Consider the following 26,694-nt stretch of genomic DNA (forward strand, 5'->3'; position numbering starts at 1 on the left):
TTTTTAGGTTAGAAAGAAAGATTGACTCCAGCTGTGAAAATTCGTGGCTGCGGATAACTTCCGTAATCATATCCGTAAATTAAACCTGTATTAGCTCCTCCATGACTCGAACTTACTTCTGGGTCATATCCTTTATATTTGGTGAATACAAACGCATTTTGTACCGTTGCATACACTCTTAGCTTGCTTACTTTAATATTTTGAGTGAATGCTTCTGGGAACGTGTATCCTAAGGTAATGTTACGAAGGCGGAAGAATGATCCATCTTGTACGAATCGATCTGAAATTGCGCCATTGTCAAAACTTCCTGGAGTTGGTCTAGGCATGCTAGTAATGTCTCCTGGTTGACGCCATCTATCCACCCAATCCACTAAACCGTTGTTGGACGGGCTGTAGCCTTCTAATCCTGTAGCAAGGTTGTAATTGAAAACATCATTTCCATAAGTGAATTGTCCCATAATGCTCAAATCGACATTTTTGTATTCAAACGTATTGGTAATTCCACCGAAGAAATCTGGATTCGGGTCACCGATAACTTGACGATCAGCCTGATCGGTAGGTGCAGTCGGGTTTCCATTCGCATCTTCAAAATCGATCAATCCAGTTTGAGGATTCACGCCGATCATTTTCCACCCGTAGAATGTTCCTAAAGGCAATCCAACTTCTGCAATGTTCAATTCGCCTACACCGCCAAGTATGCGTTGGTTATTTGGCAGAGCCAATACCTTGTTGCGGTTGAAAGTCATGTTCAAGGATGTTGACCATTTGAATTCGCCAACAAAATTTCTTGTGGTCAATTCAAATTCAAAACCTTTATTTTCAATATCTCCAGAATTGGTAAATTGATTCACAAAACCCGTTGAAGTTTCGATAGGAACTGCTAACAATAAATCAGATGTTTTCTTGTAATAGTAATCGGCTAAAATGGAGATTCTGTTGTTGAACAAACCCAAATCCAATCCGATATTAGACTGATTCGTTGTTTCCCATTTCAAATCTTTATTTCCTAAAGTCGCTGGAATAAAGCCTGGTTGTCCAATGTAATTTTGACCACTTGAATACAGTGTGCTTCTCGCATAGTTACCAATACTTTGATTTCCGGTGATACCCCAACTTGCACGGATTTTTAAGTCCGAAATAATAGAATTATCTGTCAGAAAATCTTCTTCCGAAACTCTCCATGCCGCCGCAAAAGATGGGAATGATGCCCAACGGTTATTTTCACCAAAGCGAGATGAACCATCAGTCCGATAATTCGCTGTTAATATGTATTTGCTTTTATAGTTGTAATTGATTCGAGCAAATGCGGAGGCAATTGCCCATTCTTCAGGAAATGAATTTGCTCCCGTAATGACACCACCTGCAGAAATGTACTCAATATCATTGGATGAAAAGTTAGATCGAGCAGCATCTACAAATTCCAAACGTGATCCTTGAACAGAAACGCCTCCTAATGCGTTAAAGTAGTGGTCGCCGAATGTATTGTCATAGGTTAATGTTGTTTCATTGATCCATAATTGGTCGCGTGTATTGCGTCGCAAACCAATACCGCCCGAACTTGCAAACGAACGGATGCCATTTGGAGGCATAAAAAATGTTTCATCGATAAAGCTCACATCCGCTCCAAAGCTTGTTTTCAATGCTAGTGTCGGAATGAATTTATATTCTGCACTCACATTTGCCAACGCTCTGAATGTTTCCGCATTGTTTGTTGGAAGTTCCAACATAGCCACAGGATTTTCCTTTGTCAAACTGACCATGTCATAAGAATAATTTCCTGAAGCATCGTACACAGGAATATTTGGCGCCATAAAAATCCCTCCTTTTGTAGGGCCTTCTTTGGAGTTTTCTTCCTGCACGCGATCATTTACTGCTCGTGTTAAATTGATTGAGGTATTAAATTTAAGTTTTTCACTGTGTTGGTGATCCAAGTTGATGCGTGCGCTAATCCGGTTGAAGTTCGAATTTAGCAAGACACCGCCTTGTTGCATATAACCGATGGATGTATAATATTGCGTTTTTTCACTTCCGCCACTTGCTGACAATTCGTAGCTGCGCGTCGGCGCGGTTCTGAAAATAGCATCTTGCCAATCCGTATTCACATTCGGATTGGAGAAAATTTGTTCAGGAACAACGCCTGCAGGATTGCTTTCTGACCAATACTTGTAATAATCTTGCATGTAACTTTGGTATTGTTCCGTATTCATCATATCATAATAACGCTCTTTGGGAACTTGAGAAAAACCTTCATACATGTTGAAATTGAACGAGCTTGTTCCAGCTTGTCCTTTTCGAGTGGCAATCAAGACAACTCCATTCGCTGCTCTCGATCCATAAATAGAAGAAGAGGCTGCATCTTTTAAGATTTCGACTGACTGGACATCTGCTGGATTGATCGAAGCCAAAACGTTAATTCCTTGTGTTCCTCCACCGAAATTAAAATTAGAACCACCCGTGAAATTTGTCGTGCTATTCACTGGAATTCCATCCACAACATACAATGGATCCGAACTTGCATTGATTGATGTCGTACCGCGCACCCGAATATTCAATCCACCACCTGGTGATCCAGATTTTTGAGTTACCTGAACACCACCTGCTTTTCCTTGAATCGCTTGCGTAATACTTGGAAGAACTTCATTTTCTATTTCGTCCGAGCCGATGCTCGATACCGAACTAGCTAAAGTCGCCCGGCTCATTGTTCCATATCCGACAGCCACAACATCCACTGAAGAAATTGTGTTTGTCGCCTGAACCATCGTTACGTTAATGCTTTTTCGTTCGCCGACCGATTCTTCAACATTGCTATAGCCAACAGAGCTGAAAACCAAAACTGCTGATGGGGATGCTTTGATAGCAAATTTACCTTGCTCATCCGTACTGATAACTTGGTTGGTTCCTTGAACAGTCACCGTAACCCCAGGAATCGGGCCCGTATCATCAACCACCAAACCCGTAATGCTTCCAGCATTCGCTGTGTCTATTTGACCAGTCACGACTCGCGTTGAATCTGTTCCAACTGTAGCCACTTGCGTGGAATCCGTAGTTGTCGCCGCATTGGTAGAATCTACTTGAGCAACTTCGACTTTCGGTGCTTCGCCGACTTTGAATAAGGTCAGATTAAATGTTGAAAGTCCAGCAAATGGAAATTCGCGAGTTTCGTAGCCTTCCAAAGAAAACACGATCGTCTGATCAGAAAGGCCGGCTATTGCGTAATAACCTGAAGAATCCGTTTTAAGTGTTTCCGTACTTCCTTTGATCTGAACGGTTACATTCTGCAATGCAACTTTTGTTGTATCCAAAACATGACCAACGACTTTAATGGTGTCTTGGTAAATATTTTTTGTAGCAAAAGTTGGTTTAAGTGTGTTGTGAACGGAGTGTGTCATCGTCTTCGAAAGAAGAGCTGAACTTTTAGATGCGGCATATGTGTAAGTAGAGACACAGAGGGAGAACAGCGCAATAAAAGTGAGTAAGAAATTGATTTTTTTCATCCTTATTTTTTGAGATTTTATTAATTAAATTATCATTGGATTTGTATTCGTCTTCTAATCGAAGTAAAAAAAATACTGTATCTTTTGGAAGTGATTTAAATATGCCATGTCGTTCTTCGTAAATAGTTTTAGCTAAGGAGCTACCTATTTAACATATAGTTTACCAATATGTTTTAAACGTTTAAAAACTTTGTAATATTATTAATACAATCAACTTATTTTCTGCAAGTTGCTTTAAAAAATATTTTTTTTATTTGATTCAATAACTTTTGGAGAAGCCGATTTTGTCTTTTTTATCAGCCTAAGGATATTTTAAGCCAATTTTTGAAGAAATGCATTTGCCTGCAAGTTTTTATGGTTTCGTTAAGTAAATTCCAGATTATTTATTTGCAATTTCAAAGAATGTTAGGTTTTTCGATGAAATAGTGTTTGATTTTTTTTGAAAATAAGTATATTTTATTCCTAAAATAGATTCAGCTCTTGCAGAAAGAAAAGACAGCAACGGTATGATTTCTAAATAAATTTTCCTACTTTTTACGCTATCAAATAAAAACGCAGTGACTTTACAAGACTTTAAAAATACGCTGGGGGACAGCGCTCCCAAACCAGAACTATCCATCCTGCTTCAATCCTTGTGGTTTGACGCGAATAACGATTGGCGTACCGCACATGACTTGGTGGATTCATTGGGAGGAAAAGATGCCGCTCATGTACATGCCTACCTTCATCGCGTTGAGGGAGATTTGTTCAATGCACGTTATTGGTATGGGCAAGCCCAAGAACCGGTTTGTACATCGGATCTGAGTGAAGAATGGGAGAGTTTGGTCAACAAGTTTATAAAATAAGTTGAAGCAATTTCCGGCAGAAGCCAAATTCATTTATCCTTGGCGCAGCTACCAAAAGCGTGTGCTAGATGAGTTGTCTACACACCTAAGCGATGAGCATTTACACGTTATAGCGCCTCCGGGTTCCGGCAAAACGGTGCTTGGTTTGGAAGTTATGCTTCGCATCAATAAGCCTACGCTTATTCTATCACCTACCTTAGCAATTCGGGATCAATGGATACAGAGGTTATGTCAGCTTTTTCTGCAAACGGATCATCCGCCAGAATGGATTTCCACGGATATTCGAAATCCAAAATTGCTAACGATTGTTACTTACCAAGGCCTTCATGCAGCCTGCAACAGCCAGCGGCATAAACTTGAAGTTGCTTACGATGATGAAACTGATGTAAAAATTAGATCGAAATCTAATTTTTTAAATCTGGATAACATTGCCAAAAAGCTCAAAGACCAAGGCGTTGAAACATTCATTGCGGACGAAGCACATCATTTGAAAAACGAATGGTGGAAGACATTGATTCATCTTAAAAATACATTAAAACCTCATGTAGTTGGGTTGACGGCCACGCCGCCATATGATGTCAGTGAAAAAGAATGGTTTCGCTACATGGAACTCAATGGCACGATCGATGCAGAAATTACCGTCCCAGAACTTATCTTGGAAGGTGATTTGTGCGCGCATCAGGATTTTGTTTATTTTTCCGAACCTACAGACGAAGAGGCTGTTTCGATAAAAAAATGGAGAGAAAAGGGTACGCGGCTTTTTAACGTGCTAAAGAATGATCCGCATTTAGTTGAAGCTTTTTGCTCGCACCCGCTTTGGGTAGATCCACAAGATCAGCTCGTGTGGATCAGCAACAACCTGTCGGTCTACTTAGCCAGTTTGGTTTTTCTAAAGGAGAATGGATTTGAAATAGAAGTTAAACATGTTGCTTTTGTAGGCGCTAAAGCTCAAAAGTCTGAGGATGATTTCCCGGCATTATCGATTGAGCTGTTTGAACAAGTTTTGCTATTCTATTTGTTCGATCCTAACTGCTATTTTCAGGATAAATATCCCGATAAGCATGAGGAATACCGCAATAAGCTACAGCACGCTGGAGTTTTGGATAAGAAAAAAGTAAGCTTTGATTTTTCCTCCTCGATCTCAAAAGTATTGGGCTTTAGTTTGGGGAAATTAGAGTCCATCCAGCAACTTGTTGCATTTGAAAACAAACAATTGGGTTCAGACTTGCGGATGGTTATTCTAAGTGATTATGTTCGAAAGGAATTTCTAGTCAAATCTTCTGAAAATGATTTGGAAATAAATAAAATGGGCGTTCTCCCCATTTTTGAAAAATTGAGGAGAGCACATGGAAGTTCCATTAAACTAGCTGTATTGACAGGCTCTATCGTGATAATTCCTTTGGATGCGTATCAACTATTTTTAGCTAGATTTCCAACGAATACGAACGAAAACACCTCTGTTCAGTCCCTTCTTTACGATTCCGGTTATGTGCTGGTTTCGCAGAGCGAACATTTATCGCATGGGTTAGTTCATGCAATTACTGATTTATTTCAAGAAGGATTGATCGAAGTACTGATTGGAACAAAATCACTGCTAGGAGAGGGCTGGGATGCACCTGCTATAAACAGTTTGATTCTGGCTAGTTTTGTCGGGTCTTACGTCTCTTCCAACCAAATGCGAGGCAGAGCAATTCGTTCATTGATCAGTAATTCAAAAAAGACGAGCTCGATTTGGCACCTGGCTTCTTTTGATGGAACCGATGCAATGGGCGGTGATGATGTGAGCTTGTTGCAGCGAAGGTTTAAAAGCTATGTTGGGATTTCAGAGCGACATCCTGGAAATATAGAGAATGGACTTTCGAGACTTAATTTGCCGTTAGAAAATTTGACTCACGAAGAAATTTTATTTCAGAACCAACAAACACTTGAAACTGCTTCGCAACGTGATTTGCTTATTGATAAGTGGAACGCTGCTATCCCTAACGGAATACAATTGGTCGAAGAATTGAAGGTTCCCTATTTTGAAAAAGGGAAATATGAACTAAAAAAATCTGCCCAACTGAGAAAAAGTGTGGAGTATACGCTGGTGACTTTGCTATCAAGCATTCTGTTTTTTCTAGAATCTTCCGCACAGGTAGTCAGCAATGCCTTGCGGTTTGTAAGTCCGAATCAGCATTCAGCAATTTACATGGGTTTATTTATCGTCGGCATGTCCTTTTTTGGATGGCGTTCTTTCAAAGCCATTCGATTGTACATTTCCTACCGTGATTTGACGAAGGATATTTTTGAAATTGCGAATGCATTATTGGCAACGGTTTGCAAAGTGAATATTTTTGCAACTCCAAAAAGCCAATTAAACGTATTGACCTATGCTAACAATGAAGGATCGGTCTATTGCCATTTGGAAGGAGGAACAACCTACGAGAAAAACCTGTTCATCCAACTGATTCAAGAGATTATCGATCCCATAGATAATCCTCGATACATCATCATCCGAAAGAGCTCTTTATTTTCTCTTGTCAAGCAATATGATTTTCATGCCGTTCCAGAACTGCTTGGACGCAAAAAAGCGTTGGCAGAAGAATTCGCTAAAAACTGGAATGATATGGTTGGAGATTGTTACCTGATTTACGGCAAGTCTGATGAAGGCGTCAAATTGGTTTTAAAGGCTAAAGTGAAAAGTTTATCCGCTCAATTTTCTGAGGAAATGGCGATTCAGCACGTCAATATTTGGCGATAAATTAGTTTGTTTTATTTTCCTTTTCTTTGCTATTCCACAACCAGAGTTTGCGCCAAAATTCGCCAAATGTATTAAATTCCTGACGATACACCAAACCAACTGCACTTATGTAATCATCATAAGGATTTAAAAAATTCCGCGTATTTAATCGATTATATGCCCTAAAACGCAAACTTCCATCCCGGCGGATATTGTAAGTCAGTTCAGCGTCGGTCGCTACACGATCGGAAAAAATGCTTAAATCGTTCAACTGCAAATTGCTTCGGTCAGTGATTCCTCCGGTGAAGATCAGTCGGTCGTTAAAGAAACGAAAGGAGGCCGAGGCATCGTTCAATGAGCGAATATTCAAGTCGAAGAAATTCATATTCAGCGACTGTGAAATAATGGAATTCAATTGGTTAAATGCGATTTCGGTTCCTGCAGATAAAAGCGTGTTGTTGACTTCACGTCCAATTTCGCTCGTTGAGCTAGGTGTGAAGCTTCGTCTCAAAATCAAGCTCAAAGCCTGTTGATTGACATTGTTTGCATCGCTCAAAAAACCTTGCAACTCATCAACAATGTAGGGGTCTTGAGGGAAATTCAATCCAAACGTTACATCGGGCTGCGATATCGTTCCTTTGATAATCATGTCGGCTTGCGCCAAAACACGTTGGTCATTTCCAGTTCTACCAGCAGCATTGTACAGCGGTGAAATGGAGGTTCGTTGCTGATACATGGCAATCATGTTGATAACAGCTTCGCTTGGATTTCCTGCCCAGCGGATGGTACCTCCTTGTTTGATGTCGAAATATTTATTGATAAAATCTTGCGCTGTGAAATGGAATTTTCCTGAATTGATGCTGTAATCCCCAAACATTTCAAAATCTCCCAAGCTGGAAATCTTTAGTGATATTTCACCAGTTCCATTCCCTTTCAAAGACCCGAGATTAGTAGCTAGATTGACTTCTGCTTCAGGCGTCAGTTCCAAATCCATATTCATCGTTAATCCTCGAAATGCAAATTTCTTTTCGTTCAGTTTACGCCGGCTTTCATTTGGATTGATGAAATAAATAAAATCATTGTCGGCAATGGTCATCGCAGAATTGAAAGGAATATTCAGCACCGTATGTTCATTCGATTTAGCATCGATGTCAATATTAATAGCTGAAGTCGGCCCTACAAAAGCAAATTGACCAGTCGCAAACGCGGTTCCGTAATATAAGTTATTGTCTTTAAAACTTGTATTCATAATCTGGAAATTGTTTGCCTGTAAGTTGACGTCAATGTAGGGGTCGGATAATTTCTGGAGATTCACAATTCCATTGGCTTGCGCTTCGCTTCTGTTGATGTCTCTGATTTTTAAATTGGTCAACAAAATCGAATTGTTGTCCAGCAAGGTATTTTGATTCTCAATGCTGTATCGAGTCCTCAAATAATTTATGATGAATGAAGCATTTGGAATGGAAGCAGAACCGCTAAATCTCGGATTATTGTAATTTCCGCGAATGGTTAGATCTGCATTTGCCTTTCCTTGGATTTCTGAAACTAAAGCTTTTAAAAATGGCTGAAACAAGACCAAATCAATCTCTTTTAATTTAGCTTTTAAATTAATGGCATCTTGCTTAGCGTTTAAGTTATACGTTCCCGAAACATTCAACCCTCGTTGCAAGTCGTCTAACAAGTCCAGTTTTAGCGTCGCAATATTCGTCTGCGGTTCAAAATCCGCTACTAGATTTAATTTGCCTACCGGAATTTGGTTATAAATAATCGTTGATGTTTGAAGGTTGGACGAGAAAAACGGGTTTTTGAAGACTGAATTGATGGTTAGATTACCATTCATTTCGCCTTGCAGATGGATGCCCAATGGATTGGTCAAGCCATTCAGTGCAGATAATCCAAATCGGTTAAAATCAATGCTGAGCTGGTCGTCATCATTCGACAGCACACCATTAATTTTGACTTGCTGATCTAAATGGCTCAACACTAAATTATTTAAATAAAATTTTCCTTTGGAAACACGCAATTCGGAATCTTCATTGAGTTGCCAGAATTCATGGTTGATTTTGATGGACGATTCCTTGAAATGAATGTATGCAGGCTTGTTGTGCGCAAAATGAATATCGCCATTTAATTTCAACTGATTGGAAAGGCTGTCTTCAGAAAGCTGAATTGCAAATTGTAGGCTGTCATTTGCCAAAATAGTGGAAATCTCGATGTTGTTGATGTAGGTGCTGTCGGTATATTTGATTTGATCCGCCAACACAGCTATCGATAAGGCCGTATCATCTGCATTTTCATCGATGCTTAGATTTTTGACGGAAATACCTTTGTAAGTTACAGAAGGACTGAAAGCAGAAAATTGCGCTTTGTACGATTGCGTCGAAAAATTTGCCTTTAGGGTAGCACCATCTTCTAAACTCAATGATGGATCAAAAAACGCAGAAATCGGTTTAAACGATTTTATGGAAAGATTTAAATTGAAATTTTGCTGATTGTAAGGCTTCAGTTCAAGGCCGATTGCAGGTGCGTAACGCATCGCCAGCGATTCAAAATAAGGTCTGATGGTATTCAAATCAATGTTTCCTAAAATTTCAATCGTGGCAACGTCCGAATTTAAACTCAACAAACGGCTATTCTCATTTCCTTCGGCTTTCAGGTCCACGAAATCGATATCAAATTCTCCTCGTGACGATTGCAGATGAATATTTTTAGCTGAAAAATTACCCTGTAAATCGTTCAAATTGGACCCTGTGATGTCTGTTTTGAAACTGGTGTTTTTCAGAATGATGCTGTCTTTTTGAAATAAATTTAAGGCATGCAGATTAGCGAAATTTAAGTCCGCATCTAGGTTGTAACGAGCTTCCGGAGCTGACCAGTCAATATCAGTCGCATAGGTTACGTTCAAATTTTGGTCCTGAATCGAACCATTTAATTCAAGCTGTTGCTCGATCAGACTGCCATTAAATTGTATGCTGTCGTAGCTGTAATTCTTGAAATTGGTTTGCGTCAATAAAGCATCAGCCGTGAGGTTCATTTTTTCAAGATCTAAATCTGTTCCGTCGAAATTTATTGCCAAACCCGTGGTCGAAAGGTCGGAAAGATTAATTAGTTTTCCGGCATCGAATGATTCAGACGAAACCGTCCCTTTGTACTTTAGTTGCTCGCCTATTTCCAAATTTGAACTTAAGCGAATATCTCCAAGATCCGATTCGAGAAATCCATCCAACACAAAATTGGAGTACAGACCCTTGAATGTTCCTACATAATTCACCTGTCCAAATTTTTGGATCTGCTCAGGCAATTTGAATGATTTTAAATTCCCTAACTCAGGAACGATTTTTTCTATTTCTTCAATCGTCGATTGTAAGGAACCGATAGAAACGTCAAACTGCGTTTTGTTAATATCGGGTAAGCCTTTGATCGTGAAATCTGCTAAAATTTTTGTTGATTTTAACATGCTCAATGAAACGTCTCTTGCCAGAATATTGGAAACAGTTCCAGATAAATTGGCGGAAATTACATCCGTCCTAAAACGAACAAGTTTCATGTCTGGCGCAAAAAATTCGATGTCTCGAGAATCTACGGTAGAATTTTCTAATGTAGAATTCATTTTGACTTTGTCAATGAAATCTTCGAAATCTTTAAAACTATGGTATTGCATGCGCACATAGCGACTTAGCTTAGAATAATTCGTTTGCAACAGCATGGCGTCCAATTCAATTTCTCGATTAGAAATGGAAGATTGAGCCGTAAGTTCCTTTAAATGAAATCCTGATTTTTCTTTAAAATGCAATTTTTCCGCAGAAAAATTAACCCCTGAGCTATCCATCTTGATATCATCCAGAACTCCAGAAAATTCGGTCAATTCGATGTCCGAGAAATTGATGCCACGAGTTTTATACTCAGATTGATGATTGACAAATTTAAAATGGTTGTTTTTGAATTCGATGCGGTCTAGATTGATTTCCAGTTTTTTCTTTTCGGGTTTTTCTTCCTTTTCGCTTGACGTGAAATAATCGATTAAAAATTTAAAATTTGAACTGTCTTTATAGAGTTGATAATCAATGAATGCATCCGTCAGCTTGAGTTCTTCTACGCTGATTTTATTGTTGAAAAACTGAGTAAATACCAAGTTAGCTTCTACATTTTCTGTGTAAAGAATGCGATTTCCATGTTTATCTTTTATGGAGAACTTGTTTAGTTCCAGAGAAGTGAATGGTTTGAAATATACATTCTCCAGGCTGATATCTGCGTCTAACTGCTGGCTTAAATAGGCGGAAACTTTTTTGGCTAAAAACGTCTGTACGGAGGCAAATTGAAGAGAAAATAACGCAATTGCGATTAGCAAAAGGATGCTAAGCAATGTAATGGACGCTATTTTTAGTATTTTTTTGATACTTTTGTTTATAACTTTTTAAATTCTGAAATGGCAATTATTCTTGGTATCGAATCCTCCTGTGACGAAACTTCTGCTTCTATATGCATAGATGGAGAGATTAAGTCGAATATTATTGCAGGTCAAGCTGTACATGCAAAATATGGTGGTGTCGTACCTGAATTAGCCTCGCGTGCACATCAGCAGAATATAATTCCTACGGTTGATCAAGCCATTCAAGCAGCAAAAATACACAAAAATGCGATAGATGCGGTGGCTTTTACGCGCGGACCGGGACTTCTTGGTGCATTATTGGTCGGAACATCGTTTGCGAAATCATTTGCTTTGGCTAGAAATATTCCATTAATCGAGGTCAATCACATGCAGGCACATATTTTGGCGCACTTTATCGATGACCCTAAACCCGCTTTTCCTTTTCTATGTTTGACAGTTTCTGGTGGACATACGCAAATCGTGTTGGTTAAGGATTATTTTGAAATGGAGCTTTTGGGAGAGACTTTGGATGATGCAGCAGGGGAGGCCTTCGATAAAACCGCGAAGATTTTGAATCTTCCATACCCCGGAGGGCCATTGATTGATAAATATGCTCAGTTGGGAGACCCAAATAAATTTAAGCTTCCCGAACCACAGATTGCTGATTTAAATTTTAGTTTTTCAGGACTGAAAACAGCGATTTTGTATTTAATTCAAGACGAAGTAAGGAAAAACCCTGATTTCTTGGAAGAAAACCTGAACGATGTTTGCGCATCTGTACAACAACGGATTGTGACGATTCTCTTGAATAAATTAAAAAAGGCCGCTCAGCAAACAGGCGTTTCAAACTTAGCTATCGCCGGTGGCGTTTCTGCGAATTCAGGATTACGCAGCGGTTTGCAAGCATTGGGAGAAAGACAGGGCTGGAATGTATTTATCCCAAAATTTGAATATTGTACGGATAATGCAGCGATGATTGCCATTGCCGGTTATCAGAAATACCTTGTCAACGATTTTGTGGGTCAAGACATTACACCTCTTGCAAGAATGCATGTGTAGTTACGGTCTCCCTAAGCCCCGAAGGGGAAAATAGCTTTCAATAAAAAATGGCTAGTCTGCAATCACGCATACTAGCCATCGTATAAACTCAGAAAGGCTTTTTACTTTTGAATTTTGAATTTTTACTTTGAAAACCCTAAATTATTTCCGCATCAATAATCTGAATCTCCGCATTCCCTTTTAAAGGCTCGGTATTGAATTTCATTTTGCCTTTCAGTTTGATGGGTTCTTCGGTGAACTTAATTGTCCCTTTTTTCATAAAGATCTCCACCATTGGCGGGATTCCATTTGTACCACAAAATTGACATTGCATTACAGGCAATACGGATAACATAAATGTGCTATGGTTTCTTCCGCTATTCAGCGGAACAATGTATCCAGGAAGTTCTACAGTTTTGTTTTCTAACGCTTTCAAAGGCGCTGGAAAAGTCGGCGTATAAATCTTTTTATTTCCTTGCGTAGTCACTTTATACATCAATTTATCAATTGCTTCCCAAGTGCTGTTCATCATCGGTGTGTGATCGGGAACATTCATTTCCGGGTATTGACCGATTTGCGCCTTGCTTACGCCGATTGTTGTGCAGCCAAAAAATAAAAATAAGATTATATATTTCATTTTATTTATCATTTAATATAGTTGAAATGTTCGTGTTGTATGCTTTAAACGCTGGAATTACGGATGCAATAAGTCCCACTAAGATAGCAAAAAGGATCAATATCCACTCTTTTGGCAGGATATTGAATACTTCAATAAAATCAGCGCTTTGGCTGGTTTGTTGCGTAATAAAATACAAAGCCAAATGCCCTAGAAGTAAACCCAAAATACCGCCGATCAACGTAATCACTAATCCTTCGACAATAACAAGTGTGAAAAGTTTATTTTTGCTTGCGCCCATCGAACGCATAATTGCCAAATCATATTTGCGTTGTTTTAGCGCGTTGTATAGACTGATGAAAATACTTAAGCCAGCGATAAACATGATTACGTAGGCTAAGATCTCTAATGAATCAATTCCGACACCAATCAATGAGAACAAGCGAGTTGTTTCAATTGCAGGAGAAGCGGCCTGCATATTTGTAGTCTGATTGACCAATTTTGGAATGACGCTGATCGCTGCAGGAGAACGATAACGCACCAAAAGAGCGGTGATTTCTAAGCCTTGATCTTTTACCATGTCTTGACCGATCGATTTGATAAAAACATCATTTCTGCCAGCTATGGCTTCTTCTCTCGAAACAACTTCTTCCTCATGAGCATGACCTTCATGATTTTCGTTTGTTGTTGCAAGCGTGTCTTTAGTTGCGCTCTCATGACTGTGGTCATGATCAGTATGCTCATCGTGATCATGAGATTCAGTTTCATGATTATGGACGCTGTCCGAATGGTTATGTCCATGATGTTCATCAGTCTGCTGAGAACCATGGTCGTGTTCATGGTCGTGTGCGTGGTCAGCATGTTCTTCATGATCATGTTCTTCATGATGAATCCCATGTACATCCCAAACACTTTCCAGATTGCAGAGGATTAAGTTGTCTACGATTGAATTAGATTTCTCTAAAATGCCAACAACCACAAAAGGGTGATCATCGTGAACATGTCCTTCGGCAGATAATCCATGAGCGCCGTGAATTTCATCGCCGATTTTTAGCTGATGTTTGCTAGCAGTTTCGCTACCAACGATCGCTTGGAAGCTTTTGTTCCAAATTTTTCCTTCACGAATCGTTAAACCATACAATTCTAAATAACTGCTATCTGTTCCGATAATGCGGTGTCCCTTATAATTATCTCCCAAGGAAATAGGAACAGCCAATTCGATCAAAGGGTTATTTGCAATCTCTAGGGCTTCTGTTAAAGGGATATTCCCAGTTGGATTGTCTACATGATATAAAGAAGACAGAATCAATTGCAACGGGCTTCCTTTTGCACCGATGACTAAATCAATATCCTTGCTGTTATTATCCAATTGCTTTTCGATGGAATCACTGCTCACATACAGCACCGTCAAAATCGCGATTCCGAAAGCAGTAAGCAGTATGCTTAAAAAGGTATTTCCTTTTTGTTGGGATAAGTTTTTCCAGACTAATTGTAAACTGTTCATTTTTTGCTGATTTTACAATTGATAGGTATGAGAGAAATGATCTTTGATTCGTTTATCATGCGTTGCAATGAGCAAGGTCGATTGGTATGAATTTGCAATAGCAAATAACAAATCCAATACCCGCTGGGTGTTGCTGTCATCCAATGCGGCTGTCGGTTCGTCTGCAATCAATAAAGCAGGTTTGTTGATAATCGCTCTAGCAATCGCAGCGCGCTGTAATTGGCCACGGCTGATTTCGTTTGGATAACTGTTGGCTTTCTCGTCCATTTCCAGCATCGCTAATAATTCATGAATGGCTGGCACATCAACTTTGTTATTTGCTAAACTTTGCGCCAATTTGATATTTTCCAGAATAGTGAAATTACGAAGCAAATGAGCTTCTTGAAAAATAAAGCCAATATGTTTTGCACGGTAGCTATCAAGTGCACTACCACTCAACTTGTACAAATCTTGTCCATTCAAGAAAACAGTTCCGGAACTCGGTTTAGAGAATCCGGCTAATAAATTTAATAAGGTTGTTTTTCCTTTTCCTGAATCTCCAAGCAACAGCGTATGCTGCAATTGCTCCATGTGAAGATTCTGAAATCGCATAGGTGTGCTGTTTGGATATTGGAATACTAGTTCGTGTGTGGATAATACGTCCATTTCGGAGTTGTTTCTAATAAAGTTGCAAAATAAAACATATTATTCTCTTAAACTAATGTATACATATGGATAAATTTTTTTTAACAAAAAAAATACATCAGGCCATCTGTTAACAATTCGGTAACACTATACTAATGCATTGATAATCCTTTGGTAACATTCACCTAATACTACCCTCATAATTTTGCAACATACATTTAACATAGTATGATTCAATTTTACAAATCATTTATTCTTTGTCTCGTGTTATTTACCGCGAGCATCAATTTAGTTTTTTCACAAAGTGTTATTATAAAAGGAAAAGTTTTAGATATAGATACCTATCAACCTATTGCTGGAGCAACAATCAAATTAGCCAATTCGGCTCTCGCAACGACGACTGATACCAATGGAGAATTTGACTTAAAAATCCAAGAAGTTGGAGAAGAATTCGGAATCGTTGCATCATATGTTGGCTATAAAGCAGAATCTACTTTAGTCAAAACTACCGGAGGCGGAACAAAGCAAGTAAGCATCCTATTAATCAACGAAAATTCGACAATCGATGAAGTAGTTGTTACAAGACGCAGAGTGCAAGCTAGCGAATTAGCTTTATTGGAAGAACGCCGATTAGCGACATTAACCGTAGAGAAAATCGGAGCACAGGAATTATCGAGAAAAGGCGTGGGCGATGTTGCTACCGCGGTAACCAAAATGTCTGGAATTTCAAAAGAAGACGGAAGCAGCCAAGTATTTGTAAGAGGATTGGGCGACCGATACAATTCTACTGCGTTAAATGGATTGCCGATTCCTTCAAACGATCCTGAAAAGAAAAACATTGATTTAGACTTATTTTCTACAGATATCGTCGAATATATTTCCGTAGATAAAGTCTATAATGCGTCGATGGCAGGAGATTTCGCTGGGGGTAATGTGGATATTTATTCAAAGAATTACAGCGGAGACGGATTATTTTCTGTTCAAATTGGGACGAGTATAAATACGAACTCAATCAACCAGTTTGATAACTTTTACTTAAATCAAGGGCATAATTTATTTGGGTTTTCTCCCTATCAAGTTCCTGCAAATGCATTGACCTCATATGATTTTCAGAACAGTTTAAATCCTAAAAAAGTTTCTCCTTTAGCGGGAAACTTAGGTCTGCAAGTGGGCAAATCCTATACATTTAACGATGACAGCCGATTAAATCTTTTTGCGACAGGTAATTTTTCTAGCGGGTATGAATACCAAGAAGGGATAAATAAGGAGATTGATGCGCAGGGAGATAATGTTAACGATTTGACCTATAGACGATCTACTTACAAAACGAATACAACAGGTTTGTTCAACGCAAATTATACATTAAAGCCTAATCAGACGATTGCTTACAATTTTATGTTTGTCAATAGTTCTTATCAAGCTAGGAATGTCTTTGAAGGAAAGAAACGTGATCAAGCGGATGACTACAATGGCTTACTTCAGCGTGGAACGTATGTCCAGAATAAGTTGTTCGTTAATCAGTTATTAGGAAATCACAAAATTAATGATCGAATTGATTTGAATTGGGGAGCTTCCTTTGACGTTGTTCAAAGCGATATGCCAGATCGGACTTGGTTCAACTTAAAATATGACCCAAATGTAGACGGGTATACAGTTATCGGAAACGCAAGTAACCACCGCTATTATCAAAGTTTGATAGAGGATGAAATTGCAGTCAATTTAGCAGCGAAATATAAAATTGGGGATGTTGATAAACCAAAAGGCTTATTTACTCTTGGATATAGTGGAAAATTCAAAAAAAGAAACTTTGAAGCTATCCAATTCAATTTTACAATTAACGGAAATAATTTTTCTACAGTTGTTGATCCAAATAACTTAGACGGTTTCTTCAATCAACCGAATTACGAATCTGATTTTTTCAACATTTCTGCATTTTCTCAAAATACGCCTCAAACATACAATGGCGATCAAAAAATACACTCCGTTTTTGGGAATTTAGAATATAATTTGTCAGAAAAATTAACTTCAGTATTGGGAATCCGCTACGATAAGCTTTCTCAGATGGTAAGCTGGAGAACTCAATTGGACGGAAACGGTGGGACGAATACGTTTAGCAGAAACGAATTTTTACCTAGTTTAAATTTAAAATATGCGGTCAACGAAAAGCAAAACTTACGCTTAGGAGCCAGTAAAACATATACATTACCACAATTTAAAGAACGCGCACCTTTCTTATTTGAGGATGATGATTTGATTGTGAAATACGGTAATCAATACTTGTACCCTTCGCAAGACTATAATTTGGATTTAAAATGGGAGTTCTTTCCAAAAGCATCTGAACTGGTTTCAGTTACATTGTTTGGGAAGTACATTGTCGATCCAATTAATGAAACTTTCGTCGCTTCCTCTTCCAATGATATTTCTTATGTAAACATCGGTGATCATGGAACTGTCTATGGAGTTGAGTTTGAACTAAAGAAGGACTTATTGAAGTTCAATAATGATAATGATGTCCTATCTGGAGGTTTAAACTTCGCCTACATGAGAACTAATCAAGAATTAGATTCAGAAAAGGTAGCGAGAGAAACGAATTTTACAATTAACCTAACAGATAATACTTCTAGTTTCACTGGCGCTTCTGATTTACTGATTAACGGCGATTTAAGTTATTCAAAAAACTGGGAGAGTGGTGCAAACGTAATGGCGACAGCTGTATACTCTTACTATTCTGATAAGATTTATGCGCTTGGATCGTATGGAAAAGGAAATTTGATTGACAAAGGTGTGGGTATGTTAGACATCGTGTTACGAAGCAAAATCACAAAAAAATTCGGCATCAATTTTACCGCGAAAAATATTTTAAATCCAGAATTCAAAAGAATTCAAGCAAACGAAAATGGAGATTTTCCAGTGTTGACCTACAAAAGAGGTGCATTTTTTAATCTTGGCTTGAACTATAATTTTTAAAACAAGAAGAAGACTTTATTTCAATCATCAAAATAATCTAATAAAAACAAAATGAAAAATTCAATTAAAAAAACTTTGGGAATGGCTGTGTTATCAATGGCTGTTTTGGCATCATCTTGTACGGATTCGGGTACAGATCCAATCATCGAAGAGCCTACATCTACGTTTGTTTTAAATCCTTCTGATTTAAAAGGTAACATCAATGACGGAGAAGTTGTTTTGGAACCAGGAACTTATAAATTAACGGGTAAACTTCAAGTAAATAACGGAGCTAAATTGCGCATCAAAGCGGGTGCTAAGATTGAAGCAACTGCAGTAGCAGGAGCGACGGGAGAATCAATTCGTTATATTGCTGTTTCACAAGGTGCACAGATTTTTGTAGAAGGAACGTCTACAAATCCTGTGATTATGACTGCTGATGTAAAAGCTCCTGAATCTTGGGGTGGTTTAGTAATTTGTGGAAAGGCTCCAATCAACAAAGGTACTACAGGAGTTGCAGAGGTGTCTGATCTTACTTATGGTGGAACAGTTGCTGATGATAACTCTGGTTCGATTAAATACTTGCGTATTGAGTATTCTGGTTACAGATATAGTTCTACAAAGGAATTTAACGGTTTGTCATTATTTGGTGTAGGTAATGGAACTACAATTGAATATGTTCAAGCTTATGAAGGTTCTGATGATGGATTTGAATGGTTTGGTGGAACTGTAAATGCTAAATATTTAGTAGTTAACAATGCTGCTTCTGCGGTAGGTGATGATATGTTTGACTGGACTGAAGGCTGGGTTGGAACTGGCGAATATTGGTACGGTGTTAAGAAAAATGCAGGAAATAGAGGTATTGAAGCGGATAACAATTCAGATAATCAAACAGCGGCTCCATACTCTAATCCAACAATTAGAAACATCACATTAATCGGTAATTTGGATACAGATCCAGAGCCTCAAGGGATTAAGCTTAGAGTTGGTACAAAAGGTATCTTAGATAACGTTGTATTAAGCAAATGGAAAGTTGGTATTGATGTTGAAAATGATGTTACATTAGTGAATGTTGCTGCTGGAAGTTTAAAAGTAACGAACGTAAGATTTGATCAAGTAACAACAAAAGCAACAGGTAAAACTTCTGCTGGTGTTACTACAGATTTAGCTGCTGTATACACGGAAAATGCTTCAGCAACAGGTGCAGGTAATGGAGCTGGTGTTCCAACTTGGACTGCTGGTTGGACTGTAGGTTTGTAATTTTAAAAAAAATATATACTGTGAAAGCCGCTCTGCAAAGAGCGGCTTTTTTTTTGTTTCAAATATTTCTGCAAAATCGTGATGGTTATGATTCTACTAATCAAATCTGATTTAAGTCTTGATAACAAACCCTGCCCGAAAATTTGCCGATAGGCACAAGTTAAGTTATCGTTTTGGGCGATATAAGAAAGCAGAGACTGATTTTTTCAGCCTCTGCTTAGCTTTTTAATATCCAGTATTTTGTTGATTTCCAATTTCAGGATTAGCATTTATTTCTGCTAAAGGAATTGGAAGGATTGTTTTAAAGAAGGTTCTATCGATTGTTTTTTCGCGATGGATTGTTGAAATATCTCCGAACTCATCATTGAATTCAATTGTTTTATTCCATCTGATCATATCAAAATAGCGATGTCCTTCAGTAAATAATTCTTTGCTTCTTTCATTCGCAATCATATCCAAGCTAACGGTAGCGGTTGTTGCAGGAGCTAAAGAAACTGCTCTTTTTCTGATGGCATTAAGATAGGTGACCGTTTTTGTTAAGTCAACGCTTGGTTGCCTGAACGCCGCTTCCGCTGCAATTAAATAGATTTCTGAAAGCCGGACTACTTTAATATTCACGGCTGTACTATTGGTCGTTTTTTTGTCTCCGGCCAAAGCTGTACTTCCGCTGTATTTATAGCTTGCTCCCAGACGAGTTGAAGAGGTTTCATCAGCGGCCATAACGCCCATGCGCACATCAACTGAAACTTCATTTAATCGAGCAAGATAGTAATCGCTTGCCGTGAAATTTCCTAAAAAACTTGAACTTCCATGCGCTCTGCGTCGATAATATGCACCTAAAGAAGTCGTGTTTAAATCACCCTCATTGGCATAAATGCCTAACTCAAAGATTGATTCTGTTCCAAATTCAGATGCCCAAGATGAAACCCAATTATCATTGCTGTACAGCGTGTATAGATTCGAATTGATTACTTCTTCAGCAGCTGATAGGGCACTTGGAAAATCTTCCATGTATAAGTAGACCCTAGCTTGGATGGCCTTATTGGCATAATAGTTTAGAAATCCTCTTGACGAAGTCAATGTGGCCGCGTTCGTTGGTTTAACGATTAACGTTTCTGCATCTTTTAAGTCTTTCAGAATTTGAGTGTAATTTTCCTCAACGGTATTGCGAAGCAAATTATCTTCAGCATTTAGCAAACTCAATGTAATGGGTACACCGTAAGAAGATTTGTTTTCATTATATGGCTCGCCATAAAGTCGAACTAAATCAAAATAAATTAAAGCTCTGGCGGTAAGCGCTTGCCCGACGAAATTGTCAAAGTTTTCTGTACTTCCGGCTGCCTTGATTTTTTCAATTGAAGCTAATAAATTATTGATATCGGCTAGACAGTGGTATCCCTGCGACCAAATAGAAGAATAGCTATTCGATGATTCGCTATGGTTAAACACGTAAAGATAATCATATCCTCTACCTTGAGCAATGATGGTGATATCGCCACCTTTCGTATCTCCGTATAATGGAAAATTTCGTCCATAATAATCTCCGCTGCTCATTTTTCTCATGATGCCTCGCATAATCACCTGTGCATCCGCAGCAGTCTGTATAGCAGTTTCCGCATCACCTGAATTCGTTGGTGGATAATCTAAAAAATCCTTGCATGATGTAAAACAAAATGCAATGAATATGCATGACGTATATAGTATATTTTTCATCATTTTATATTTTAAATTAAAAACTAAAGTCAATTCCGAACGTGTAGGTTTTAGCAATAGGAATTTCCCATCCTCTAGTGCTGTATTGATTTACTTCCGGGTCAGCTATTTTATATTTGCTGAAAGTCAATAAATTGCTTCCGTTAAAGAAAATGGAAGCGTTGCTAATCCTTATTCTGTTTAATATCTCGTTAGGAATTCGATACGTTAATGACACGTTTTTTAATCTCAAGAAACTTGCATCGTACAAATGCCTGCTGCTTATTTGATTCACATCTTCTAAATCACGTCCAGAAACGACAGGTAATGTGCCTGTTGGATTTGAAGGTGACCATGATTCATCAATGAAATATTGTGAATGAATTCTTTCCCAATAATAACCGTCATCCGCCACATCCTTGATTGCTGCATCGTATAGCTTTCCTCCAATTTTGTAGTTGAAATTTAAGGCTAGCGAAAAGCTTTTGTAATCTAGATTGGAATTAATACCACCATAAAAATTTGGAATCCCGTCGCCGATTATTTTGCGCTGCGCTTTGGTATAATCATATGTAGCCCCTCTGCCATTAAATTCAAAATCTCCTCCTGGACTATTGCTGTCATTTACATACCAGACGTTCCTACCATTTGTTTGGTCAGTTCCTGCCCATTCCAAACCGTAAAAAGCCAATGTTGATTCCCCTTCTCTGTAAATAAATCGCGTTCTAGCGTCGCCTCCTGTTGGGTCGTTCCAAATAATATCTTCGCCATCATTTAATGAGATGACTTTCGACCTTATGGTTGAACCATTGATGCTTAAAGTCCATTTTAAATTTTCATTTTTGATGATGTCAGAACCTAATTAAAGTTCAATGCCTTTGTTGTTTATCGATCCAACATTTTTAACTGAAGTGCTGAAACCTGTTATCATAGATTGAGGTACATTCTGGATTAAATCTTTGGATGTCCGGTTGTAAAACTCCACAGTACCGAATAATTTGTTGTCAAACAATCCAAATTCTAAAGCCAAGTTTGTTGTGTAATTCAACTCCCATTTTAAATTTGGATTAGGTGAATTGGATAATCCTCCGCCGGCTTGTTCCATGTATTTGTTGGAATAGGTAACCAAAGGTCGCCATGCGAAATTATCTGTTGGCAATGTTCCGTTCACACCGTAAGAAGCTCTAAGCCGCAATGCGTTTATTTCGGGAACTTGTTGTATAAACGATTCGTTGGCTAGATTCCAAGCTCCGGCCAATGACCAGAAATTGCCCCATCGCACGTCCGGCCCTAGTTTTGAAGAACCATCTCTTCTGAAAGATGCTGATGCGAAATATTTTTCATCGAAATTATATTCTGCTCTTGATAAAACTGACAGCATACTATTTCCCCAGCTGTAGGCAGTTGCATCTAATTTTCCAGCCGTAGCAACGGTATGAAGGCCTGAGCTAGGTAAATCTGTTCCCGAAGATCTCATGTAGTCGATGGTGTTTTTCTCAGCTTCGAAACCGGCTAAAAGGTTCAAATTATGCAAACCAAATGTTTTAGCAAAGTTTGCCGTTGTGGATGAAACATACCGCTCATAATTGGTCGACATCTCGTTGACCGAGCCATTCGTAGTTGCTCCCGTATAATGTTTGGCGCTGTAATAGAGATGGTCTCTTGTTTCTGTATTGTCGTATGAGAAAATCGTTTTCACGTTTAACTCTGGGAGGATATTGATTTTTAGTGAAGGAACCGCTTGTATTCTTCGCGTTTTCGAAGAGTTTTCCCATTCATTGTTGTAATAGACTTGGTTTTGTGCGAAACTTCCGTATCGGGCAGTCCACACCTCTCCAGTTTTGTAATCTGTTGGCCAATAGAGCGGCCAGAACAAATTGCGGCTTTGGTATAAATAACTTGTGCTCGTGTTTCGTGTATCGTTTAGTCCATTTAAGCCCGTTTGCGCTAAATTGACGTTTGCATTAAATTCGGCGATAGTTCCTATCCTTTGCGTAAAGTTAATTCGCCCATTGATACGGTCATAATCGTTTAAAACAGCCCTGCTTTTATCTTTGGTATACCCTATGGAGCTGAAATAATTTGAATTTTCTGTCGCGCCGCTAAGTGAAATGTCATTGTTGTTAAAAATTCCAGTCCTGAACAACACTTTATCCCAATCGTAGTATCTTCCATCCCGGTTTTCGACCCCATCAGTTTTTCCGGTAATCGTTACGTTTTCCCACATCGACGTGCCTGTCGTAGAAAATTCGTAGCCATGTATTCCAAAACCATAGGATGTGGTAGGTGCGCCGGTGCTCCAATTGAGTGAGTTCAATCTTCGCAAAGTATTTTGGTTGGCCAATTCTGGAGTTTGACCAGCTGCAATTCTAGAATCGTATAAAATGCTGTAGAGCATATTTACTTGTTCTTGAACAGATCCTTTTTCATAATTATCCGTTGCCCAGTCAGGACTGATTGCGAGAGAACTTTTGAAATTGATTTTTGGACTTCCTGATTTTCCCTTCTTCGTCGTGATGATAACGACTCCATTTGCCGCACGTGAACCGTACAAAGAAGATGCTGCGGCATCTTTTAATACCGTAATCGATTCGATGTCATTTGGGTTTAATGTACTCATTACATTGTTGCTATTTGCTAGATAGCCAGATAATTGAGATACATCCCCCGATACTACAGGGACTCCATCGATAACATACAAAGGTTCATTTGAAGCATTCATTGACCCAATTCCTCGAATCCTTATGGATGGAGTTGCTCCAGCTTGCCCCGAGGTAGTCGAAACCTGCAATCCAGGAATGCGGCCGGCCAAAGCCTTTTCAAAAGAGGTAATCGGTTGCTTCTCCAGGTCCTCTGCCTTTACCGTCGAAGCCGAACCAGTAAATGTACCTTTGGTCGAGGTACCATAGGCGACAACAATAACTTCATCAATAGATGCATCGTCCGCTAATAAAGTTACATTAATTGTTTTCCGCTGGCTAACAGCAATTTCTTGGGATTGATAGCCAATTGCGGAAATCAAAAGAGTCGCATTTTGATCAGCGTTTAATGTAAATAAGCCGCTCTGATTTGTTGTTCCGCCAGAATTTGACCCCTTTACTCGGATGGATATTCCCGGCAGGGCATTTCCATTCGAATCGGTGATTTTGCCGGCTATCGAAATTTGTTGCGCGTTGACGACTTGAAAAGTACTGCAAGCCATCACACATAAAGTTGTGATTAATTGATGTTTCATACTTTGGTGGTTAATAAAAAAAGTTTTGTATAAGGTTAATTTATAATTCTTGTATTCCTATTCCAGCTTTTTCAGAAAGAACGCATTCCCCATTTTTCACGGTCATTCCTGTATAAATATCATTTCCAATCAATAAAGCTCCATCCAAATCTGCCCAATCGACCAAAGGCGCCAATTGAGCTGCGGCAGAAATTGCACATGAGGTTTCGGTCATGCAACCCAGCATCACTTTCATGTCCAGCGAGCGCGCTAACTCAGCCATCTGTTTCGCCTCGCGCATACCTGTGCATTTCATCAGTTTAATATTAATTCCGGTATAAACTCCCCTCAGAGCTGGAACATCCTTCAATCGCTGACAAGCTTCGTCTGCGATTGTCGGAATCGGAGAATGTGCGGTCAGCCAAGCATTATCGTCAACTTGTTCTTTCGGCATCGGCTGTTCTAAGAAAACAACATTTTTTTCTGCCAGCCAGTGTGCCATCTCCAGCGCTTGTTCTTTATTTTTCCAACCTTGGTTGATGTCTGCACATAAAGGAACATCTGTTTCCGAACGGATGGTTTCAATAATCATTTTATCTGTATCCAATCCTAATTTGACTTTCAGGATTTTAAATTCGTTTGCTTCTTTTACCTTTTTGCGAATCATTTCTTCCGAATCGATACCAATCGTGAAGGAAGTAGGAGGGATGCCTTTCGGATTTAATCCCCAGATTTTGTAGAATGGCTGTTGCATGATTTTTCCTAATAAATCATGAAGAGCAATGTCAACGGCGGCTTTTGCTGCGGTATTTTTATCGGCTAAGCCGTCGATGTAGTGCAACAAGTCTGCTGTTTCAAAAGGAGAATTAAAATTCGATAAGTCGATTAGATTTAAGAAATTGATAACACTTTCTTGCGACTCTCCTAGATAGGGGGGCATGCTGGCTTCGCCATAGCCAGTGATTCCTTCAAATTCTAGCTTTGTTAAAATAACCGGCGTCGTTGTACGGCTGAAGGAGGCGACCGTAAAAACATGGCGCATTTCTAAGGTATAAGGGCGATAGCTTAATTTAAATTTTCCGAAACTTCTGGTTACCCAATTATTCATGTTCTGTTCTTAGTTTGTGTAGTAGTTGCTTTTAGCGATTTCTTGGATTTGCGAGTCACCAGAACCCAAATATCTTCTGGCTGCCACGACTGTTCTGGTCTGGAAATCGTCATAGTTTTTTGCGTCTCTGAGCATGCTGTTGATTCTGACCGTTCCTGCGGCGTGGATAAATTCTCCATTTCCAAGATAGAGCGCGACGTGGGTGACTCTTGGGTTTTCTCTTGTGCCTTTGCTCATCGCAAAGAATAAAAGGTCAGCAGGTTTGAGATTTTTCAATGCTTTTGCTGAATCAAAATCTCCATTCTCATCCAGAATATCAATTTTTTCTCCGGCTAATACTTGCTGTGAGGCATCTCTAGGAATAATGTAGCCGTTCATAAAATAGGATGTTTTGGTAAAACCGCTGCAATCCACTCCTTTGACCGAAGTTCCTCCCCACAAATAAGGAAGACCCATCATGGTTTTTGCACTTGCCAGAATGTTATCCGCAGTTGGGTTTCTCGAGGACAGCCATTCGTCAAAAGGTTCTACTTCAGAAGCTGGAATATAGGCCTTGCGGTTGTCTGGGTAAGAAACCTGCACATAATCGCCAGCTCTTTTGTCAAGAGCCAGGATATCGCCATACACTAAATCCGTAACTCGTAAGCTATTTACTGCCGCTTGGGAAAGCGACTTTCCAAACTCTTCGGTATAAATTACTTTTTCTCTTTTGTTCCATAATTCAAAATCTTGCTGATTCATCGGGCTGATAGATGAAGTCGGAACCCAAGCGATGTATCCTTCTGGAGTTCGGACACGAAAATCACCGCCAGATTTCTGTAAAATATCTACTCGAGTGCCCAATAAAACTTGCGTAGCCATTTCTGCTGAATGGCTTGGCTGTGTTCTCAAATTAGCGACCGACAAATTCACGACACCTATTTTTGTATCTCCGACGGTTTCATCCGGCAATTGAATAAATTCCACCTCGATTCCTTGTTGCTTAAACTCTTTTTGCAGGTATTCCGTGGCAATTGATTCTGTGGTTTGTATGCTATATTTTTTTTGGATAATATCTGCGTGTTTTAGCTCAATTAACTTCGTTCTTTTATCGGGAGCATAGATTTTTCTTGCACTTTCAATAGACTGAACAATCTTTCTGTATGTCGAGGAATCCTGTTGGGAATAACAGCTGTGGTTTATGGTCAAAAAAAGCACAACAACGGGCAGAATTTTTTTGTAAAGGGTCATTTTGATTAAATATTTATTCTAATTTAACATTAATG

Annotated in this window: 16 protein-coding genes; 5 read left to right on the forward strand and 11 right to left on the reverse strand. The window is 38.9% G+C overall.

Annotated features, from left to right (window positions below):
* Window positions 1-8 precede the first annotated feature (8 nt).
* Window positions 9-3,494, reverse strand: coding sequence for a SusC/RagA family TonB-linked outer membrane protein (locus C4F49_RS11625; protein WP_196936005.1), 3,486 nt, complete (start codon window positions 3,492-3,494; stop codon window positions 9-11).
* Between the two features lie 557 nt (window positions 3,495-4,051).
* Here C4F49_RS11625 and C4F49_RS11630 point away from each other — a divergent pair.
* Window positions 4,052-4,339, forward strand: a complete 288-nt coding sequence (locus tag C4F49_RS11630; RefSeq protein WP_196936006.1) for a hypothetical protein — start codon at window positions 4,052-4,054, stop codon at window positions 4,337-4,339.
* Between the two features lies 1 nt (window position 4,340).
* Window positions 4,341-7,079 carry a DEAD/DEAH box helicase family protein gene (locus C4F49_RS11635; protein WP_196936007.1) on the forward strand — a complete coding sequence of 913 codons (2,739 nt, stop codon included), beginning with the start codon at window positions 4,341-4,343 and terminating at the stop codon, window positions 7,077-7,079.
* A 1-nt stretch (window position 7,080) separates the two neighbouring features.
* Here C4F49_RS11635 and C4F49_RS11640 read toward each other — a convergent pair whose 3' ends face one another.
* A complete protein-coding gene (locus C4F49_RS11640; protein WP_472908833.1) occupies window positions 7,081-11,466 on the reverse strand; it encodes a translocation/assembly module TamB domain-containing protein in 4,386 nt (1,461 codons plus the stop codon).
* Window positions 11,467-11,484: 18 nt separating this feature from the next.
* Between C4F49_RS11640 and tsaD the strand changes: the two genes are divergently transcribed.
* Window positions 11,485-12,486: a tRNA (adenosine(37)-N6)-threonylcarbamoyltransferase complex transferase subunit TsaD gene (tsaD, locus tag C4F49_RS11645; RefSeq protein ID WP_196936009.1), complete on the forward strand. Its 1,002-nt coding sequence runs from the start codon at window positions 11,485-11,487 to the stop codon at window positions 12,484-12,486.
* 136 nt (window positions 12,487-12,622) lie between these two features.
* On the opposite strand, the gene C4F49_RS11650 is transcribed toward tsaD, so the two are convergent.
* Genes C4F49_RS11650 through C4F49_RS11665 form a run of 3 tightly spaced genes read right to left on the reverse strand, consistent with a single transcriptional unit; the run spans window position 12,623 to window position 15,230 of the window.
* Window positions 12,623-13,102: a hypothetical protein gene (locus tag C4F49_RS11650; RefSeq protein WP_196936010.1), complete on the reverse strand. Its 480-nt coding sequence runs from the start codon at window positions 13,100-13,102 to the stop codon at window positions 12,623-12,625.
* A gap of 1 nt (window position 13,103) precedes the next feature.
* A complete protein-coding gene (locus C4F49_RS17965; RefSeq protein ID WP_231388288.1) occupies window positions 13,104-14,585 on the reverse strand; it encodes an ABC transporter permease in 1,482 nt (493 codons plus the stop codon).
* A 12-nt stretch (window positions 14,586-14,597) separates the two neighbouring features.
* Window positions 14,598-15,230 (reverse strand): ABC transporter ATP-binding protein, encoded by a 633-nt coding sequence (locus C4F49_RS11665; protein ID WP_196936011.1) that lies wholly within the window; start codon window positions 15,228-15,230, stop codon window positions 14,598-14,600.
* Window positions 15,231-15,437: 207 nt separating this feature from the next.
* On the opposite strand from C4F49_RS11665, the gene C4F49_RS11670 reads away from it, so the two are divergent.
* Both C4F49_RS11670 and C4F49_RS11675 read left to right on the forward strand, forming a co-directional pair.
* Window positions 15,438-18,176 (forward strand): TonB-dependent receptor, encoded by a 2,739-nt coding sequence (locus C4F49_RS11670; RefSeq protein WP_196936012.1) that lies wholly within the window; start codon window positions 15,438-15,440, stop codon window positions 18,174-18,176.
* Between the two features lie 51 nt (window positions 18,177-18,227).
* On the forward strand, window positions 18,228-19,415 hold the full coding sequence (locus C4F49_RS11675) for a hypothetical protein (RefSeq protein ID WP_196936013.1): 1,188 nt from the start codon (window positions 18,228-18,230) through the stop codon (window positions 19,413-19,415).
* A gap of 225 nt (window positions 19,416-19,640) precedes the next feature.
* On the opposite strand, the gene C4F49_RS11680 is transcribed toward C4F49_RS11675, so the two are convergent.
* From C4F49_RS11680 to C4F49_RS11695, 6 genes are all read right to left on the reverse strand, one after another.
* Window positions 19,641-21,128 carry a RagB/SusD family nutrient uptake outer membrane protein gene (locus C4F49_RS11680; protein WP_231388289.1) on the reverse strand — a complete coding sequence of 496 codons (1,488 nt, stop codon included), beginning with the start codon at window positions 21,126-21,128 and terminating at the stop codon, window positions 19,641-19,643.
* 16 nt (window positions 21,129-21,144) lie between these two features.
* Window positions 21,145-21,783: a SusC/RagA family TonB-linked outer membrane protein gene (locus C4F49_RS17970; RefSeq protein ID WP_231388290.1), complete on the reverse strand. Its 639-nt coding sequence runs from the start codon at window positions 21,781-21,783 to the stop codon at window positions 21,145-21,147.
* Entirely contained in the window at window positions 21,732-21,878 is a 147-nt protein-coding gene (locus C4F49_RS17975) for a hypothetical protein (RefSeq protein ID WP_231388291.1), read from the reverse strand. The genes C4F49_RS17970 and C4F49_RS17975 overlap by 52 nt, the downstream gene beginning before the upstream one ends.
* Window positions 21,879-21,969: 91 nt before the next feature.
* Window positions 21,970-24,342 (reverse strand): SusC/RagA family TonB-linked outer membrane protein, encoded by a 2,373-nt coding sequence (locus C4F49_RS11685; RefSeq protein WP_231388292.1) that lies wholly within the window; start codon window positions 24,340-24,342, stop codon window positions 21,970-21,972.
* 40 nt (window positions 24,343-24,382) lie between these two features.
* Window positions 24,383-25,429, reverse strand: coding sequence for a dipeptide epimerase (locus tag C4F49_RS11690; protein ID WP_196936015.1), 1,047 nt, complete (start codon window positions 25,427-25,429; stop codon window positions 24,383-24,385).
* A gap of 9 nt (window positions 25,430-25,438) precedes the next feature.
* Window positions 25,439-26,659, reverse strand: coding sequence for a C40 family peptidase (locus C4F49_RS11695; RefSeq protein ID WP_196936016.1), 1,221 nt, complete (start codon window positions 26,657-26,659; stop codon window positions 25,439-25,441).
* Window positions 26,660-26,694: the final 35 nt, after the last annotated feature.

The organism is Sphingobacterium hungaricum, assembly GCF_015210005.1.
Lineage (GTDB): Bacteria > Bacteroidota > Bacteroidia > Sphingobacteriales > Sphingobacteriaceae > Sphingobacterium > Sphingobacterium hungaricum.

Excerpts from the sequence above, each read along its gene's own strand:
- C4F49_RS11625 (WP_196936005.1), bottom strand. The coding sequence starts at position 3,494 with ATGAAAAAAATCAATTTCTTACTCACTTTTATTGCGCTGTTCTCCCTC.
- C4F49_RS11650 (WP_196936010.1), bottom strand. The coding sequence starts at position 13,102 with ATGAAATATATAATCTTATTTTTATTTTTTGGCTGCACAACAATCGGC.
- tsaD (WP_196936009.1), top strand. The coding sequence starts at position 11,485 with ATGGCAATTATTCTTGGTATCGAATCCTCCTGTGACGAAACTTCTGCT.
- C4F49_RS11690 (WP_196936015.1), bottom strand. The coding sequence starts at position 25,429 with ATGAATAATTGGGTAACCAGAAGTTTCGGAAAATTTAAATTAAGCTAT.
- C4F49_RS11670 (WP_196936012.1), top strand. The coding sequence starts at position 15,438 with ATGATTCAATTTTACAAATCATTTATTCTTTGTCTCGTGTTATTTACC.
- C4F49_RS11695 (WP_196936016.1), bottom strand. The coding sequence starts at position 26,659 with ATGACCCTTTACAAAAAAATTCTGCCCGTTGTTGTGCTTTTTTTGACC.
- C4F49_RS11685 (WP_231388292.1), bottom strand. The coding sequence starts at position 24,342 with ATGAAACATCAATTAATCACAACTTTATGTGTGATGGCTTGCAGTACT.
- C4F49_RS11680 (WP_231388289.1), bottom strand. The coding sequence starts at position 21,128 with ATGAAAAATATACTATATACGTCATGCATATTCATTGCATTTTGTTTT.
- C4F49_RS17965 (WP_231388288.1), bottom strand. The coding sequence starts at position 14,585 with ATGAACAGTTTACAATTAGTCTGGAAAAACTTATCCCAACAAAAAGGA.
- C4F49_RS11665 (WP_196936011.1), bottom strand. The coding sequence starts at position 15,230 with ATGGACGTATTATCCACACACGAACTAGTATTCCAATATCCAAACAGC.
- C4F49_RS17975 (WP_231388291.1), bottom strand. The coding sequence starts at position 21,878 with ATGGCGAAGATATTATTTGGAACGACCCAACAGGAGGCGACGCTAGAA.
- C4F49_RS11675 (WP_196936013.1), top strand. The coding sequence starts at position 18,228 with ATGAAAAATTCAATTAAAAAAACTTTGGGAATGGCTGTGTTATCAATG.